The organism is Streptomyces sp. NPDC050619 (genome assembly GCF_040654815.1).
In the GTDB taxonomy this organism is placed as follows: Bacteria; Actinomycetota; Actinomycetes; order Streptomycetales; family Streptomycetaceae; genus Streptomyces.
Genome location: NZ_JBFAIR010000007.1, coordinates 96,412 through 113,033, shown reverse-complemented (window position 1 = coordinate 113,033; position 16,622 = coordinate 96,412). Strand labels below are relative to the sequence as shown.

General features: G+C 69.8%; 18 protein-coding genes. 8 read left to right on the top strand and 10 right to left on the bottom strand.

Features of this window, described 5'->3' with window-relative positions; translation table 11 throughout:
- Positions 1 to 37: 37 nt before the first annotated feature.
- Together AB0I77_RS14420 and AB0I77_RS14415 are read left to right on the top strand one after the other, a co-directional pair.
- The gene (locus tag AB0I77_RS14420) at positions 38 to 838 is read left to right on the top strand and encodes an FCD domain-containing protein (protein ID WP_363282851.1); all 801 of its coding nucleotides are present in this window, start codon (positions 38 to 40) and stop codon (positions 836 to 838) included.
- Positions 839 to 943: 105 nt separating this feature from the next.
- A complete protein-coding gene (locus tag AB0I77_RS14415; RefSeq protein WP_363282850.1) occupies positions 944 to 2,125 on the top strand; it encodes an amidohydrolase family protein in 1,182 nt (393 codons plus the stop codon).
- Positions 2,126 to 2,425: 300 nt separating this feature from the next.
- Here AB0I77_RS14415 and AB0I77_RS14410 read toward each other — a convergent pair whose 3' ends face one another.
- The gene (locus AB0I77_RS14410; RefSeq protein ID WP_363282849.1) at positions 2,426 to 3,493 is read right to left on the bottom strand and encodes a helix-turn-helix domain-containing protein; all 1,068 of its coding nucleotides are present in this window, start codon (positions 3,491 to 3,493) and stop codon (positions 2,426 to 2,428) included.
- A gap of 643 nt (positions 3,494 to 4,136) precedes the next feature.
- Here AB0I77_RS14410 and AB0I77_RS14405 point away from each other — a divergent pair.
- The 5 genes from AB0I77_RS14405 to AB0I77_RS14385 all read left to right on the top strand — a co-directional run bounded on the left by AB0I77_RS14405 (position 4,137) and on the right by AB0I77_RS14385 (position 7,621).
- Positions 4,137 to 4,655: a DUF1097 domain-containing protein gene (locus tag AB0I77_RS14405; RefSeq protein WP_363282848.1), complete on the top strand. Its 519-nt coding sequence runs from the start codon at positions 4,137 to 4,139 to the stop codon at positions 4,653 to 4,655.
- Entirely contained in the window at positions 4,652 to 5,404 is a 753-nt protein-coding gene (gene nthB, locus AB0I77_RS14400; protein ID WP_363282847.1) for a nitrile hydratase subunit beta, read from the top strand. The genes AB0I77_RS14405 and nthB overlap by 4 nt, the downstream gene beginning before the upstream one ends.
- Positions 5,401 to 6,024, top strand: coding sequence for a nitrile hydratase subunit alpha (nthA, locus tag AB0I77_RS14395; protein ID WP_363282846.1), 624 nt, complete (start codon positions 5,401 to 5,403; stop codon positions 6,022 to 6,024). Before nthB ends, nthA begins: the two co-directional genes overlap by 4 nt.
- A gap of 32 nt (positions 6,025 to 6,056) precedes the next feature.
- Positions 6,057 to 6,374, top strand: a complete 318-nt coding sequence (locus AB0I77_RS14390) for a nitrile hydratase accessory protein (protein ID WP_363282845.1) — start codon at positions 6,057 to 6,059, stop codon at positions 6,372 to 6,374.
- Between the two features lie 149 nt (positions 6,375 to 6,523).
- Positions 6,524 to 7,621 carry a HoxN/HupN/NixA family nickel/cobalt transporter gene (locus AB0I77_RS14385; RefSeq protein WP_363282844.1) on the top strand — a complete coding sequence of 366 codons (1,098 nt, stop codon included), beginning with the start codon at positions 6,524 to 6,526 and terminating at the stop codon, positions 7,619 to 7,621.
- Between the two features lie 332 nt (positions 7,622 to 7,953).
- Here AB0I77_RS14385 and AB0I77_RS14380 read toward each other — a convergent pair whose 3' ends face one another.
- Genes AB0I77_RS14380 through AB0I77_RS14355 form a run of 6 tightly spaced genes read right to left on the bottom strand, consistent with a single transcriptional unit; the run spans position 7,954 to position 12,809 of the window.
- Positions 7,954 to 9,081 carry a serine hydrolase domain-containing protein gene (locus AB0I77_RS14380; RefSeq protein ID WP_363282843.1) on the bottom strand — a complete coding sequence of 376 codons (1,128 nt, stop codon included), beginning with the start codon at positions 9,079 to 9,081 and terminating at the stop codon, positions 7,954 to 7,956.
- Positions 9,071 to 10,558, bottom strand: a complete 1,488-nt coding sequence (locus tag AB0I77_RS14375) for a class I adenylate-forming enzyme family protein (protein WP_363282842.1) — start codon at positions 10,556 to 10,558, stop codon at positions 9,071 to 9,073. Before AB0I77_RS14375 ends, AB0I77_RS14380 begins: the two co-directional genes overlap by 11 nt.
- Before the next feature lie 4 nt (positions 10,559 to 10,562).
- A complete protein-coding gene (locus tag AB0I77_RS14370) occupies positions 10,563 to 10,985 on the bottom strand; it encodes a MaoC/PaaZ C-terminal domain-containing protein (RefSeq protein WP_363282841.1) in 423 nt (140 codons plus the stop codon).
- Positions 10,982 to 11,434 (bottom strand): MaoC family dehydratase N-terminal domain-containing protein, encoded by a 453-nt coding sequence (locus AB0I77_RS14365; RefSeq protein ID WP_363282840.1) that lies wholly within the window; start codon positions 11,432 to 11,434, stop codon positions 10,982 to 10,984. The genes AB0I77_RS14370 and AB0I77_RS14365 overlap by 4 nt, the downstream gene beginning before the upstream one ends.
- A gap of 18 nt (positions 11,435 to 11,452) precedes the next feature.
- Positions 11,453 to 12,313, bottom strand: coding sequence for an enoyl-CoA hydratase-related protein (locus AB0I77_RS14360; protein ID WP_363282839.1), 861 nt, complete (start codon positions 12,311 to 12,313; stop codon positions 11,453 to 11,455).
- 4 nt (positions 12,314 to 12,317) lie between these two features.
- Entirely contained in the window at positions 12,318 to 12,809 is a 492-nt protein-coding gene (locus AB0I77_RS14355; protein ID WP_363282984.1) for a PaaI family thioesterase, read from the bottom strand.
- A 146-nt stretch (positions 12,810 to 12,955) separates the two neighbouring features.
- On the opposite strand from AB0I77_RS14355, the gene AB0I77_RS14350 reads away from it, so the two are divergent.
- Entirely contained in the window at positions 12,956 to 14,152 is a 1,197-nt protein-coding gene (locus tag AB0I77_RS14350; protein ID WP_363282838.1) for a CoA transferase, read from the top strand.
- Positions 14,153 to 14,156: 4 nt separating this feature from the next.
- Here the strand turns inward: AB0I77_RS14350 and AB0I77_RS14345 are convergent, their stop codons facing one another.
- The 3 genes from AB0I77_RS14345 to AB0I77_RS14335 are packed head-to-tail and all read right to left on the bottom strand — an operon-like array spanning position 14,157 to position 16,599.
- A complete protein-coding gene (locus tag AB0I77_RS14345; protein ID WP_363282837.1) occupies positions 14,157 to 14,912 on the bottom strand; it encodes an SDR family oxidoreductase in 756 nt (251 codons plus the stop codon).
- Positions 14,912 to 15,424 carry a nuclear transport factor 2 family protein gene (locus tag AB0I77_RS14340; protein ID WP_363282836.1) on the bottom strand — a complete coding sequence of 171 codons (513 nt, stop codon included), beginning with the start codon at positions 15,422 to 15,424 and terminating at the stop codon, positions 14,912 to 14,914. Before AB0I77_RS14340 ends, AB0I77_RS14345 begins: the two co-directional genes overlap by 1 nt.
- Positions 15,421 to 16,599, bottom strand: coding sequence for an acyl-CoA dehydrogenase family protein (locus AB0I77_RS14335; protein ID WP_363282835.1), 1,179 nt, complete (start codon positions 16,597 to 16,599; stop codon positions 15,421 to 15,423). The genes AB0I77_RS14340 and AB0I77_RS14335 overlap by 4 nt, the downstream gene beginning before the upstream one ends.
- Positions 16,600 to 16,622: the final 23 nt, after the last annotated feature.

Genomic DNA, 16,622 nt, shown 5'->3' with positions numbered 1-16,622 from the left:
ACTAAGACGATTCATTTAGCTATACGAGGAGCCCACTGTGGCCGAGGCAGCCCGCACAGCAGAAACGGCGACCGTGCCGGTCCCCGCCCGCAGCATCGGACGCCAGGTGCGGGTGCCCAAGACCGCCGAGCTGGTCGCCACACATCTGCGCCGCCAGATCGTACGGGGCGAGCTGAAGCCCGGCGACGCGTTGCCGCCGGAGTCGGGACTGATGGAGCAGTTCGGCATCTCGCGGCCCACGCTGCGCGAGGCGTTCCGCGTGCTGGAGTCGGAGTCCTTGATCACGGTGCGCCGCGGCGCCCACGGCGGCGCCCGGGTCAGCGCACCCGACGCCGATGTCGCCGCCCGCTTCGCGGGCCTGATCCTCGAGTACCGCGGCGCCACCCTGGGCGACATCTACCGCGCCGCGGCCCTCATCGAGCCGCCCTGCGCCCGCCAGCTCGCCACCAAGCACACGGCCGGCGACATCCAGCGGCTGCGCGACGCGGTGGCGGCCGAGAAGGCCGTTCTGGACGACCCGCTCTCCCTGGTCGACGCGCAGGACGCGTTCCACGCCCTGCTGGTCGAACTCACCGGCAACCAGACCCTGATCCTGTTGTGCGGCATGCTGCGCAACATCATCGACCGGGCCAACGCCTCCTACACCGCGGGCGCGGCCGACGCCGAGGCCCAGAAGGCGCAGGCCCTCAAGGGACACCGGGCGCATGTGCGGATGGTCGGCCTGATCGAGTCCGGCAAGGCGGACGAGGCCGAGAAGCTGTGGCAGCGGCACATCGCCAGCGCTGACGACGTCGTGAACGCCGCGGGACCCAAGACGGTGCTCGAGCTCCTCGACTGACCGGCCCCACTCCCACTCTCCCCTTGCTCCCCCTTGCGCTCGATAAACAGTTAGATAATTATAGAAGGCGTACTGAATAGATCCTGGGGTCCGGAGGCGACGGCCATGGCCGAACAGCGCAAGCGCATCTTCGACTGCGACCAGCACATGTACGAGGAGCGAGACTCCTTCACCCGCTACCTTCCGAAGGAGTTCCTCGGTGCGGCGGTCGCACCGGTGACCCTGCCGGACGGGCGGGAGGTGATCCTCGCCGGGGACCGGATCGTCGTATGTCTGGAGCCGGAGTTCGGGCAGGTCTACCGTCCCGGCTCGCTGAAGGAGATGCTCAAGGCGATGGCCTCGGGCAACCCTGAGGAGACGTACCAGTTCGAGCCGATGCACGAGTCGTACCAGAACCGCGAGGCACGGCTACGGGTCATGGACGAGCAGGGTCTGGACCAGACGATCATGTATCCGGGCGGCTGGGCACTGGTCGCCGAGGAGTACGTGAAGGGCGTGGAGCCGCTCTACGCCAACTACCACTCCTTCAACCGGTACATGAACGAGGTCTGGGGCTTCGACCACCAGGGCCGCATCTACGCCCCCGCGCTGCTCTCGCTGCGGGATCTGCCCAGTGCGGTCAAGGAGTTGGAGTACGTCCTGGAGCAGGGCGCCCGCTTCATCCTCATGCCCACCGGTCCGGTCTACGGCCGCTCGCCGGGTGACCCGTACTTCGACCCGTTCTGGAAGCTGGTCAACGAGGCCAAGGCCAGCGTCTGTTACCACATCAGCGAGTTCTACTACAACTCGCAGGTGGCGCCCGCCTGGGGTTACGACCCCCACCCCATCCACTTCCGGATGTCGGCCTGGCAGTGGCAGAACACCTACGGCCAGCGCCCCGTCGAGGAAACCCTGTCAGCGCTGATCTTCGACAACCTCTTCGGCCGTTTCCCCGACATCAACGTCCTGGTGTCCGAGTTCGGCTCCGAGTGGGTGCCGCACTTCGTGCGCCATATGGACAAGAGCCGGGGCATGGGCCGCAACGGACCCTGGATCGGCGGCCAGTTGGACGAGCGTCCCAGCCAGGTCTTCCGCAAGCACGTCCGTGTGGTGCCCTATCCCGAGGACGACATCGTGAACGTCGTCAAGCGCCTCGGCTACCACGAGTCCATCGTCATGGGCTCCGACTTCCCGCACGCGGAGGGCCTGGCCAACCCGGCCGACTTCCGCAAGCTCATCGCGGAGCTCGGCGAGTCCGCCCAGGACGACATCATGTACAACAACGGCCAGCAGCTGATCAGCCGCTGAGCGTCGCGGGAGGAAAGCTCAGAGCCCGGTACCGCATTCGGTACCGGGCTCAGGACTGTCCGGGTCGTTCTGGTACTGCAACGGCGCTTGTTCTGATTCTGGGCAGCTTTCGGGGGATGTGTCCGCGTCGTTCGTAGTGGCTGATGCGGGCTTGGTGCCGGCGTCGACGGCCGCAGCGTGAGGGCTGATGGCCCCCGTCCGGCTCAAGAACCACCGGAGCGCCCCGAGCCGTCCGTCTCGGCTCCGTCCTGGGAAGGTCGACGCCGATGCTGGAGCGCGCGGGGTGAGGACATCACCGGATCAGTCATCCTGGTCGGACTCCGGCTCCTGGCGGTCGATGCCGGTGGTACGGAACCGGCTGCGGTAGCCGCCCGGCGAGACTCCGAGATTGCGGCGGAAGATCCGTCTCATCGTCTCCGGGGAGCCGAAGCCGGCCCGCCGTGCGACGGACTCCTGGCTCGCATCGCCGGTCACCAGGAGAAGCTTGGCCGCTTCCAGCCGGGTCTGTTCCACGTAGCGGGCCGGCGTCATGCGCACCTCGTCGCGGAACATCCGCGCCAGGTGGCGTTCGCTCACCGCGGCGCGGGCGGCCATGGCGGCAGTCGAGTGGTCCGCGGCCGGTTCGAGGACCACTGAGTCCAGGACCTGGCGCAGGCCTCGCGTGGTGGGGGCACCCGCCTCGGACCAGACACTGAACTGGGCCTGGCCGCCCGGACGTTGCAGGAAGACGACCATCCATCGGGCGACCCTGCGGGCGACGTCCGTGCCGTAGTCGTTCTCGACGATGGCCAGGGCCATGTCGGTGCCCGCGCTGATGCCGGCACCGGTGACGAAGGGGCCGTCCTGGACGAAGAGGGCGTCCGGATCCACCTCGACGCGCGGGTATTCCCGGGCGAGCCGCGCGCAGTGCGCCCAGTGGGTCGTCGCTCGGCGTCCGTCCAGCATCCCGAGGGCTGCCAGCACGAACGCCCCGGTGCAGACGGAGGCGATCCGCGATGCCCGGGGCGCCAGCTCCTGGACCATCGCCAGTGCCTCGGGGACGGTGTCCGGGGTCAGCTCCTCCGGTATGTCGTGCGTGCCCGAGGTGAAGGTGAAGTCGGCGGGTACACCTCCCGGCACCAGGAGGGTGTCGATGGAGTCGGGCGCGTCGGTCACTGGAATGTCCGCGCTGAGCCGGGTGAACGCGGTCGTCCCGACCGGTTGCCCCGTGGGCGAGACCAGCAGCACCCGGTAGCGGGCCCCGAAGTCGTTGGCCCGGGCGAAGATCTCCAGCGGTGCCGCCACGTCCTGCAGTGTGACCTTGTCGTACAGGACGAACACCATCGTCCGTTCGGTGCCGCGATCCGCGCCCGCGATGCTCGGGTTCATACTCCGACCTCCTCCAGGGGACCGTGAGGCTTGCCCTCATGTCCGAAAGCGTGGCTCGCGTGTCCGTTGCAGCCCTTGGCTCCTGGCCCCGCCAGGCGGGAACGTGGGAGCCGAGCAAATCACCCGGCCGGGTATCCGGGGTCCGAGTCCCCGGGAATACCGGGTAAGAAATACTAACCGCACGAGGACCTGTCTGGTCCAGTGCCCATATTGACCTTGCAGCCTCCCGTGGCCTCATCAGGCCTGGGCGGCTTTTTCTGCATTGACACACAAACCCGCCAACGTCAATTTCGGACATCATTTATTCAGCCATCGTTAATTTACATGAAACACGGCAGCCGGAACCTATGGGTGTCTCACCGCGCTATAGCCGACACGATCGGCACCGAAGGCACTTGCGGTCAATAGACCCACTGCCAGGGCGTATGTGGTGGCTGCAGGAGCTGAAGAAGCACGGATATCCACGTCGAATCGCAGGACAGAAACACCGCATTCGGCGCCAACAGTCGAGCCTCGCGCGACACTTTCGCGCCATGGCTTCCCATTCTCTTCCGCCCCTCTGGGGGCCAATTGCCGCCTGCCCATGTTCGGGCACAAATTCCGCCGGGCTGCCAGAACTCGGCGTCAGAGGAGTGTTTTAGCCATGCGCCAGCTAGATGCTTTGTCGATCAGTATCGGCGTACTCGGAGGCGTCGCCACGCTGATGACCGCTACCGTCCTGACCATTCCGGTCTGGGTCATCTTCATCGCCTGGGCCTCCTTCTTCATCCTCGGAGCCGGCACCGACGGCATGGTGAGATCGATCGCCTCGAACCTGACCGGCATTGTCATCGCCTCGCTGACACTGCTGGTCATCCACGCGCTGGGCGGTGGCACCACCATCGCAGCCGTCACCGTGGGTGTCGGCAGCGCGGCCATGGTGCAGGCGTCGAAGATCTCCCTGCTCTCGAAACTCCCGGCCATCGTGTGGGGATTCGCCTCCACGGTCGGCACCGTGGCCGCCACCGGCCACGACATCACCACCACATCCCTCAGCAACCCGGCGCTCGTCGCGGCGCTGGCCATGGTCCTGGGCGCGGCGTTCGGCATCGCCTCGGAGTACTGGGGAGCCGCGATGACCGCACGTCCGGCCGCTGAGCCGACCCCGGAAGGACAGTCATGAAGCTGCAGCACCACCTGGGGGGTCTGGAAAACCTCGGCCCCGTCACCTACGAACCCCGTGTCTTCGTCGAGGACTGGGAGCAGCGCATCTTCGGCATCCACGTCGCGATGATGGGCCTCAGCGCCCACCTGGGCGACGCTGTGCCCCAGTACCCGATCGAGGACGTGCCCACCGCCTTCTCCTCGGTCTGGACCTGGGCGGACCTGCGCAAGGGCGCCGAGGCCATGCACCCCTTCGCCTACTTCCAGTACCGCTACTACGAGAAGTGGCTCGGCGGCATCGGCGGGTTCTTCGTCTCCCAGGGCTACATCACCGCGGAGGAGCTGGAGGCGAAGGCCGCGGAATATCTCCAGGCTCCGGAACTCGACCTGCCCGAGGGCGGGGACGAACGCATCGACGACCAGGTCATGCGCTACCTGCGTGAGGGCGACTCCCCCCGCCAGGGGCCGGCCGAGTCCCCGGCTTTCGCCGTCGGTGACCGGGTGACCGTCAAGGACGTGCCGCCCACCGAACACACCCGGCTGCCGGGCAATCTGCGCGGCCGCACCGGCACCGTGGAGCGCGTCTTCGAGGGCGACTACGGCTACTTCTGCTCCACCGGGCCCGACGGCATCGGCGAGCCGATGCCCGTCTACGCCGTCCGCTTCGAACCGGCCGACATATGGGGAGAACTCGCCGAACCCGGTGCCGTGCTCTACGGCGAGCTCTTCCAGGCCTACCTCACCCACGCGATGGAGGAACAGCAGTGACCGTGCAGTTCGGCTACCCCGAGGACCGCGAAGCCCACAGCGCCGCCCGTGTAAGGGCGTTGGAAGCCCTGCTCATCGAGAAGGGGGTGATCACCGACGCCACCGTCGACAAGGTACTCGGCTACTTCGAGGCCGACATGACGCCGCTCAACGGAGCCAAGATCGTCGCCCGTGCCTGGACCGACGCGGAGTTCGCGGAACGACTCGTCAAGGACACGCCGGCCGCCGTCGCGGAACTCGACCTTCCCGTCGGCATGGACGGTGCCGAAGGCGAACACCTGCAAGCAGTGGCCAACACCCCCGGCGTGCACAACCTGGTCATCTGCACCCTGTGCTCCTGTTTCCCCTGGCCCGTGCTCGGCCTCCCGCCGTACTGGTACAAGGACCCCACCTTCCGCGCCCGCGCCGCCCGGGAACCCCGTGTGGTGCTCAAGGAGACCGGCCTGGACCTGGATCCCTCCGTCGAACTCCGGGTGTGGGACAGCAGCGGCCACTCCCGCTGGTTCGTCATTCCGCAGCGGCCCACCGGAACCGACGGCATGACCGAGGAGGAACTCGCCGCCCTGGTCACCACCGAATCGATGATCGGCATCGCCGAGATTCCTTCACCCGCCGCCTGAGCCTCACCCGGACACCAGAGAAGGGACATCCCATGGAGGCCACCGCCGCCACCGCACCCACCTCGCCCCTGCATGACACCTGCGTCACCGACATGAACGCGCCCACCTTCGACGCCGACTGGCAGCGCCGGGCGTTCGGCGTCGCCGTCGCCCTGTCGGAGTTCGGCCACTACCCCTGGGACGCATTCCAGCAGCGGCTCATCGACGCCATCGGCGCATGGGAGGCCGCCTCCGCGACCGAGCAGGGCAGCTGGCAGTACTACGAGCACTGGCTCGCGGCGCTCGAACGCGTACTGGTCGATCACGATCTGGTCGCCGAGGACGAGATGCGTGCCCTGCTCGGGGCGTAACCCGTTCCCGCGCCCGCACCACCAGGACGTCCGTCCCGTACGGTCCGCCAGGGCCGCACCCGCTAATGGCTCACGACCAGCGGGTGCGGCCCGTCCCCTCTCGCCGCTCAGCCACGGCACCGCGCGGTGCCCCTGCCAAGGATGTGTGTGTGACCACAACGACCATCATCGCCGGCCGATGGACCCGCGCCGAACGGATGCGCATCACGGGCATCGTCGGCGTCATCGCCGCCCTGCACGTCATCGGATGGAGCCTGTACCTCTTCTACGCCCGCGGCCCGGCCGGCGCCGGGGCCTTCGCCGGCGCCGGAACCCTCGCCTACACCCTCGGGATGCGGCACGCCTTCGACGCCGACCACATCGCCGCCATCGACGACACCACCAGACTGATGATGCAACGCGGACGCAGACCCGTCGGCGTGGGCTTCTTCTTCGCCATGGGCCACTCCACCGTGGTCCTCGCCCTCGCCCTCGTCGTCGCGCTCGCCGCGGGCGCCGCCGGCTCCGGCATCGGCACCTTCCGTCATGTCGGCGGCCTGGTCTCGCAGATCGTCGCCATGCTGTTCCTGCTGCTCGTCGCCGTGCTCAACCTCATGGTGCTGACCGGCATCGTTGCCCTGTGGCGGCGTATGACGCAGGGCCGGCTCGACCAGGGCGAACTCGAACAGCAGCTGCTCAACCGAGGCCTGATGAACCGGATCCTCGGCCACCGCGCCCGCGGGCTGATCCGTTCGTCATGGCACATGTACCCGGTCGGCATCCTCTTCGGCCTCGGCCTGGAGACCGCCAGCGAGATCACCCTGCTCTCCTTGTCCGCCAGCGCCGCCTCCCACGGGTCCGGCCTGCCCACCCTCGCGGTGCTTTCCCTCCCGCTGCTCTTCGCCGCGGGAATGAGCGCCTTCGACACCGCGGACAGCATGCTGATGACCCGCCTGTACACGTGGGCTTACCGCAGCCCCGCCCGCAGGCTCTACTACAACATCGCCACCACCGGCATGACCGTGGCCGTGGCCGCGTTCATCGCCAGCGTCTACGTCGCGGGGCTCGTCACCGACGCCACCGGGGCCAGGGGACTCCTCAGTACCTACGCCTCCCTCGCCGACCACTTCGAACTGCTGGGCTACATCGTGGTCGCCATCTTCACGGTCTCCTGGCTCATCGCGGCCGCCATCTGGCGCTACCGCGGACTCGCCGAGAAGTACGGCAACCGGCGCGATGCCGCCGAAGAGATATCCCACCGGTCCTGACTGTCCGGAAAAACGTCATGCGCGCGACACACCGCTTCCGCTCCCCCCGCCCCGAAGCCCGCGCGGTCCCGCCCGGGTCCCTCCGCCGGGCGCCGACGTCCGGGTCGGCGCGCGCGGCGACGACCGGCAGCATGCGCTCGGCGAGTGTCCGCCCGGGGCCGTGGAGGACGGGGGACGGGGCGGGCCTGTGACGGCGTCACGGCGGCCTCGTCCCGGGCCCTGGTCCCACTGGCGACGACGACGCCGGCACCAAGCCCGCGTCAGCCACTACGAACGACGCGGACACAGCCCCTGAATGCTGCCCAGCAATCAGAACAAGCACCGTTGCAGTACTACTCCGTGAGATCCGCCGCCAGGTTCGCGATGTTGGTGAGCAGTGCCGTGCCGCGCCGGGAGTGGTCGTAGCCCGCAAGGGGGTAGCCGTTGCTCAGGCAGGCGAAGGACAGGCCGGTCTCCGGGTCCAGGAAGCCGAGTTGGTAGGCGGCTCCGGCGCTGCCGAAGAGGCCCGGCGAACCGGTGGACGGCAGGTTGCTGCCCGCGTCCGGGCCGGCCACGGTGACGAACAGACCCATGCTGGTGCGGCGGTGGGAGCCGCCCCCGTAGATCTGCTCCCCGTACGGGTGGTCCGTCAGCCGGATCCGGGTGCCCTCCGCCACGGCCTCCGGCTTCCACAACCCCGAGTGTTCCAGCGCCTGGAAGTACAGGGCCACGTCGGCGGCCGTGGCGACCAGGGCGTGGCTGGGCTCCCCGGCGGCCAGAACCCGCGCATCCGCCAGGTACCACGGCCCCCAGGGGTCGGGCTCCTGGTCGTCGCTCGTGCGGTCGGTGGCGAGCATCGGGGCGACAGTGCCGGGCTGCCGGTCGACCGGCACGCCGAGCTCCACCGAGGACAGGCCGAGCGGCCCGGCGATCCGCTCGTGCAGGTAGTCGGCGAAGGCCAGGCCCGTACGCCGTTCGACGATCTCGGCGATCAGCCAGGCGGCCGAGGTGAGGTGGAACTGGAAGCGGCTGCCCGGCGGGTAGTCGAGCCGCCAGCGGCCGAAGGCGGCGAGCCGCTGTTCGCGGTCCAGCATCTTCGGGTACCCGAGCGGTGCGAAGGGGAAGCCGGCGGTGTGGGTGAGCACCTGCTCGACCGTCACCTCCTCCTTCCCGTTCGGCGCGAACTCCGGGATGATCGCGGCGACTTGCTCGTCCACGTCCAGGAGACCCTCGCCGATCAGCTTCCACACCGCGCCCGCGACGATCGACCGCCCGACGGACTGAAGGACGTATCGCGTGTCCGGTTCGGCGTCACCCCAGGTCTCGAAGGCCACCAGCCGCCCGCCCCTCGCCACGGCGACCTGCGCGGAGGGCAGCGGTCCGTGCTCGACCGCCAGGCGGATCCGGCGCAGGAGGACGTCCAGCCGGTGCGGGTCGACACCGACGGTCTCCGGCGCGACGGTCGTACGGTCAAGCGTCACGTGGTTCTCCTTCGCGAACGGCTGGCTCCCGCAGGCGGCGGCGTACGACCTTGCCGTTCGCGTTGCGCGGCAGGGCGTCCACGAACCACCAGCGGACGGGGACCTTGAACCCGGACAGCCGGGCGCGGGTGTGGCTTCTGAGCACCGCAGGGTGCGGCGGGGCGTCGGGATCGGCCGGTATGACGAAGGCGACGACGGTCTGGCCGAGCCGCTCGTCGGGGACGCCGGTGACGGCGACGTCCACCACGCTGGGATGAGCGGACAGGACCGTCTCCACCTCCAGCGGGTGGACGTTCTCGCCGCCACGGATGATCATGTCGGAGCGCCGGCCGAGCAGGTAGAGGTAGCCGTCCGCCGCCACCCGGCCCAAGTCGCCGCTGTGCAGCCAGCCTTCGGCGTCGATCCGGAAGAAGTGGCCGGCGCGGGCGTGGATCTCGCCGACGCCGTCCGGGCCTGCGCCGTGGACCCTGACCTCGACACCGGGGGCCGGCCGCCCCACCGACCGCAGCAGCTCGGCACGGCCCGCGACCGCCTCCCGGTGATCCTCGGGAGTGAGCACGCTGATCGGCGAGCCCTCGGTCTGGCCGAACATGTTGAGCATGCGGACGCCGGGCATCGCCTCGTACGTCCGGCGCAGGGTGCCGGGGCGGACGGGCGCGCCACCGTACTGGAGGGTCCGCAGCGTCTCGTGGCGGGCCTGCCCGGCCGCCAGCAGGGTCTCCAGCATGGCCGGGACCATGCTGGTGTGCGTGGTGCCGAGGTCCCGCAGCAGGGCCCAGCCCTCGACGGTGAAGCGGGGCAGGCCGGTGATCAGGGCGCCGGCGGCGAGGGCGACGGCGATATTGCCCAGGCCGGCGATGTGGTGGAAGGGCGCGCTGCCGCCGTAGAAGCTGTCGGGGTCGAGCCCGCACAACTGCCCGTTCACGCGGGCGCGGGCGGCCAGGCGCCGCTGGCTCATGGGGACCGGTTTGGGCAGGCCAGTCGTCCCGGAGGTGTGCAGGACGGCGGCGAGGTCGTCGGGTTCGGCGGTCAACGCCCGTGGGCTGACGGGTAGTTCGGGCACGACGGCGATCCGTCGGCCGGACAGTTCGGCGACCTGCCTGCCGAGGTCGGCGAACTCGGGCTGTGCCAGCAGGACTTGGGCCCGCGTCTCCTTGACCACAGCGGCGATCTCGTACGCCGTCATGCGGACGCCGAGGGGTGCGAGCGGGTGGCCGGACCCGGCGCCGCCGATCACCAGCGCGAGGGCGTCGGCGGAGGTGGCGACCAGTGCGGGCACCGGCTCGCCGGGGTCCGGGCCGAGGGTGTCCAGCCAGTCGGCCGCGCCGGCCGCGCGGTCGAGGAGTTCGCGTCCGGTCCAGGCGAGGTCGCCGAACCGGACGGCGGGGCGGGCATGGTCGTAGGCGCGGCTCACCATGGCGGTCCAGGTGGCCGCCCGCGCCCCTTCCGCCCGCACCCCTTCCTGCGCGGCGGCCATCGGTTCAGGGCTCCAGGCGGGCCGCCGCGGTGCCGGTGACCACCTCGGCGCCGTCCTGGTTGACGGTGCGCAGGGCGAAGTGGGCGACCGGTCCGGCCGGCGTGTCCTCGATCGACTCGACGGTGGCCGTGGCCGTCAGGGTGTCGCCGGGCCAGACCTGGGCCTTGAAGCGCACGCCGTAGCGCAGCAGCGCCTCGGGTCCTACCCAGTCGGTCAGGACCCGGCCGGTCATGCCCATCGTCAGCATGCCGTGGGCGAACACGCCGGGATATCCCGCGGCCTCGACGGCGAACTTGTCGTCCGTGTGCAGGGGGTTGAAGTCGCCGGCGGCGCCCGCGTATTGGACGATCCGGGTGCGCTTGAGGTCGTCGACGAGGACGCTCTCGCGGGTCTCGCCGACCTTGATGTCGTCCGGGCTCAGGCTCATCGGGCGTCCTTCGGGGTTGCCGGGCCCTCGGGGACGACGGCCACGGTCACGGCGCTGACGACCGGTTCGCCGTCGGCGTCCCGGTACTCGGTGATGCGCTCGCTGAAGAGAAGGCGGCCCGTGCGGCCCTGCTTCTCCCAGCTGCGTCCGGTGCTGTTGTGTGCGTAGAGGGTCTCGCCCGCGCGCACCGGGCGGTGGTACTCGAAGTGCTGCTCGGCGTGCAGCCCGCCGCCGCCCTCGGCCATGACCCCGGCGTCGCGTCCCGACCCGAACCACTCCTCGTCCGGCTTGGGACGCAGGTGGTAGGCGGGGTCGTAGTGGGCGCTCGCCATCGTGAAGGTGGGCGGTGCGAGCGCGGACTCGCCCTCGTACGCCGGGTTCTCGTCGCCGATGGCGCGGGCGAACATCATGATGTGCCCGGCCTCGACGGGGAACGGTTGCCCTGTCATCTTGGTGTGCTCCTCGAATCAGTACGGCAGGAACGCGTCGCGGGTGGCCTCGTCCGGGTCGAAGTCCGGCGGCAGTCCCTCGAACTTCGGCTCCCGCTTCTCCACGAAGCTCGCCACGCCCTCGCGGAAGTCCGGCGAGCCGGCGAAGAACTCCATGGCGGAGTACGAGCGGGCGAGGGCCTCGGTGAAGGTGCGGTCCAGGTCGCCGTATACCTGGTGGCGTACGACGGCCATGGCGCGCGGGGAGCAGTTGCGGGCGATGTCCCGGGCGTAGGCGCGGGCGGCGCCGAGCAGGTCCTCGGGTGCCACGACGCGGCTGACGAGGCCGAGGTCCTTCGCCTCGTCGGCGTCGAAGACCCGGCCGGACAGCAGCAGGTCGAGGGCGTTCTCCAGGCCGATGACGCGCGGCAGCACGTACGGGAGGTTGTACTCGCCGGCCAGTCCGCGGCGGGTGAAGGCGGTGGTGAAACGCGCCCCACGGGCGGCGAAGCGGACGTCGCAGATGAGCGCCTGGACCAGGCCGATGCCCGCGCAGGCGCCGTTGACGGCGGCGATCGTCGGCTTGGGCATGTTCCGCCTGCTGTACATGGGGACGCGGGCATGGAGCCCAAGGGACTGGCCCGGCTGGGAGTTCTGCTCCAGCCGCTGCATGTCCATCCCGGGGCAGAAGGCCCTGCCCGCCCCGGTGATGATCACCACCCGGACGGCGGGGTCCCACGCGGCCTCGTCGAGGAGCGCGAAGAAGCGGCGCTCCATGGGGATGCTCCACGCGTTCTTGCGCTCGGGCCGGTTGAGGGTGACGGTGGCGACGCCGTCCTCGTCGACCTCGTACAGCACCAGGTCCAGGTCTTCGGGAGACACCACGGGCTCCTCGGGCATCACGTCACTCCTCGTCCAGCGGTTCGATCGGGTCGCCGACGCCCGGCCGCTCCCCGGAGATGGTCACCACCACCTGCCCCCGCGCGCAGATACGTCCGTCGGTCATCACGTCGACATCGGCGAAGTGCAGCCTGCGACCGCGCCGCACACAGCGCGCGTACGCGACGGCCTCATGGCCGCGGGCGGGCGCGAGGTACTGCACCGACATCGACACGGTGCTGAGCAGACTCCCCTTCGCGAAGTCGTGCCCGGCGATCACGGACCCGGCGCCGGCGGTGTCGATGAGCGCCGAGATCACTCCGCCGTGGAAGACGTCTTCGTGGGCGGAGAGGGACTCGGCGTAGGGGAGCTTGATCTCGACCCCGTCCGGGTCCCAGCGCGTCACGCGGATACGGCAGCGGCGGTTGAAGGCGACCCCGCGCTCCCAGCGGGCCCGGAACCAGGCCCGGCGTTCGCGCTGTTCCTGTTCGGTGAGGGTCCTCGCCGCGACGGTCATCAGCACGCCCTCCGGTCCTGGCCTGTCGGCCGATCCATATAGTTACATGAATTGGATAGTTGAAGCAATCACACGAGATGCAGTTCGTGGTCTAGATGTATTATTTATATAACTGATTCATCGTCCATGAACAGAGGGAGACCACGATGCCGTCGACCGCCCTGGCCGGGATCCGCGTCCTCGACCTGTCCCGCATCCTCGCGGCACCTCTGGCCACCCAGATGCTGGCCGACCTCGGCGCCGAGGTGATCAAGGTGGAGCGGCCCGGAGCGGGCGACGATTCACGGACGTACGGTCCTCCGTTCGCCCGTGGGACCCAGACCGCCGCCTTCTACCTCTCCTGCAACCGCAACAAGCAGTCGGTCACCGTCAACCACGCCACCACCGAGGGCCAGGAACTGATCCGCGCCCTCGCCGCCCGGTCGGACGTGCTGGTCGAGAACTTCCGGGCGGGGACGCTGGCGAAGTACGGGCTCGACCAGGAGAGTCTGCGGGAGCTCAATCCACGGCTGGTCTACCTCTCCGTGACGGGCTTCGGACAGACCGGGCCGTACGCGGCGCGCCCCGGTTACGACGGCATCTTCCAGGCCATGTCCGGGATGATGAGCGTCTCCGGGCACCCCGAGGAGCCGATGAAGGTCGGGGTCAGCATGGTCGACATCCTCACGGGCCTGTACGCCTCCACGGCCGTGCTCGCGGCACTGCGGCACCGGGACGCCACCGGTGAGGGCCAGTTCATCGACCTGTCCCTGCTGGACTGCGGCCTGGCCTCGCTGTCGCACTTCGCGATGAACTACCTGGTCTCCGGCGAGGTTCCGCGGCGGCGCGGCAACGGCGGGTACGGCGGGGTCCCCTCGCAGGCCTTCGAGTGCGAGGACAAGCCGATCTTCCTCGTCGCCGGCAACGACAAGCAGTTCGCCGCGTTCTGCGCGGCGGCCGACCGCACCGACCTCCTCCAGGATCCCCGGTTCGCCACGACCCCGGCCCGGATCACCCACCGCGAGGAGATCCTGCCGGAGCTGGCGGCGATCCTGCGCACCCGGACCCGGGACGAGTGGCTCGCCGTACTCGACGAACACGACGTCCCGGCAGGCCCGTTCAACGAGCTGCCCGAGGTCTTCGCCGACCCGCAGATACAGCACCGGGGGATGCTGGTCGAGGTCGAGGACCCGGTGTCGGGCCGGCTGCCGCTGCTCGCCAATCCGATCCGGTTCACGGCGACGCCGGTCGAGGGGTACGCCCCGCCGCCCGCGCTGGGTGAGCACACGGCCGAAGTCCTGGGCAGGCTCGTCGGGTTGACGGAGCATCAGCTCACCGAGCTGCGGGCGAGGGGCGTCGTGTGAGCCGTTACCCGATCAGGGTCCTGCCTCCCTCCAGCATCAGCGTCGCGCCCGTCAGATAGGCCATGTCGTCGCTGACGAGGGCGGCCACCGCCCGGCCGATGTCCGCCTCCGGGTCACCGAGCCGGCCCAGCGGGATCTCCCTGGCCAGTTCCGCCGCCTTCTGCGGGTGCGCGGCGAGATAGTCCTCCGCGGCCGGGCTCAGTGCGGCCGGACAGATGACGTTCACGCGGATGCCGTACGCACCCCACTCCCGCGCGGCGACCCGCGTCAGCCCCCGGACGGCTTCCTTGGCCATCGCGTATGCCGCGAAGGTCGCCTCGCCCTGTACCGCGGCCGAGGAACCGAGGTTCACCACGCTGCCGCGGCTCTGTCTGAGGTGGGGCAGGGCGGCCTGCATCGCGTGGAAGGCGGCCAACGGGCCGCTGCGGTAGGTGAGTTCGACATCCTCGTACGACGTCTCCGCCAGCCGGCGCTGGACCGAGGACTGCGCGTTGTTGACGAGCACGTCGAGGCCGCCGAACTCCCGCACCGTCTCGGCCACCATGCGGTCGACGTCGTCCCGCTCCCCCACGTCGCCGACCACGGTGTGCGCCCGCCCGCCGCGCTCGGTGATCGCGTGCGCGGTGTCCTTGAGCTTGCTCCCGGTGCGGCCCGTGATCACCACGGCCGCCCCTTCGGCGGCCAGCGCGAGCGCGATACCGCGGCCCACTCCCTGCCCTCCGCCGGTGACCAGCGCTGTCTTCCCGGACAACCGTGCCATTACGTCTCCTTCCAGAAGGCCGCCCACGACGGAAAGGCCTCGGGCAGCGCCGGCTCGCCGGATCCCTCCCAGCCGTTGAAGCCCACCGCCTGGGGGCGTTCCGTCACGTCGGCCGCGTACCAGTGCTGTTCACGGCGCCGGGAGAAGTACCACTCGCCGTCCACGCGCGCGTAGTCGTCCCAGTAGCAGATCGCCATCACGATCCACCGGTCCCCCACCTCGTGTTCGGCCCGGCAATAGACCGCACCGGTCGCCGTGTCCGGTCCGGTGAACTCGATCCGGTGGCCGCAGATCTGGTGGACCGACCGGCAAAAGCCACGGACCATGGGCGCGATGTGCTCGCGCAGGACCTGCCGTCCCCGGCCGTGGCGTCCCATGTCCACGTCCGGCCTGAAGCAGCCGACCCACGCGTCGAGGTCGCGGCCGTCCACGGCCAGCGCGTAGCGGATGGGCAGTTGCTGGATGGCCAGCTGCGACTCGATGCGGTCGACGCGCTCCTCGACGGAGGTCATGGCCTCGGCTCCTTCGGCAGACCGAGGACCTGCTCCCCGATGATGTTGCGCTGGATCTCGCTGGAGCCGCCGTAGATCGTCTCGGCGAGGGAGAGCAGGAAGGAGCGCTGGCGGGTGTCCAGACCGTAGTCCTCGCCGACGATCTGCCCGGCGGGGCCCGCCAACTCCATGGCCAGATGGCCGAGTCGCTGGTGCCGCGTCGAGGCGTACAGCTTCGCGGTCGTGGCCTGCGCGCCCGGGGTGCGGCCCGCGGTCAGTTCGGCGATGGTCCGGAGGTTGGTGGTGCGCATGATCCGTACGGAGATCCAGGCGTCCAGGATCCGGCGGCGCAGCATGGGGTCGTCGAGGGCGCTCCGCTCGCGGGCCAGGTCGATCAGTGCCTCGGCCTCCCGCTCGAAGGTGAGCTGCTGGGGCAGGAGCGTGGTGCCGCGCTCGATGCCGAGCGTCGCCATCGCCGTGCGCCAGCCCTGACCGACCTCGCCCACGACCATGTCCGCGCCGGTACGGGCGTCGGAGAGGAACACCTCGGCGAACTCGTCCTGGCCGGCGAGGTTGCGGATGGGGCGGATCTCCACGCCGGGCTGGTCCGTGGGGACGAGCAGCAGGGTCAAGCCCTTGTGCCGCACGGATTGCGGGTCGGTGCGGGTGAGGACGTAGAGCCAGTCGGCGTGGATGCCGAAGGAGGTCCACACCTTCTGCCCGCTGACCACCCATCGGTCGCCGTCGCGTTCTGCCCGGGTGCGGACCGATGCCAGGTCGGAGCCTGCGCCGGGTTCGCTGAAGCCCTGGCCCCACAGTTCCTCGACGGCGAGGATCGGCGGCAGGAAACGCTTCTTCTGGCTCTCGCCGCCCATCTTGAGAAGCATGGGTCCGAGCAGGTCGAGGGCGTTGACGGTGGCGCGGTAGGGGGCGTTCGCGCGGGCGTACTCGTACTCGAAGACGATCTCCTCCAGCAGTCCGAGTCCCCTGCCCCCGTACTCCCGCGGCCAGCCCACGCCCAGCCAGTTCCCGGCGGACAGCTCACGGTCCCAGGCGAGGCGGACCTCCCACGCCGCGCCGTCGGTCGGGCCGCCCACGCCCCGGTGCTCGGCGAACTCCCCCACGAGGTGGTCCGCCAGCCAGTCCCGCACCTCGTCGCGGAAGTCGCGTACCGCGGGCCCGAAGTCCAGCTCCATGTCTGCTTCTTTCTGGGTCGGGG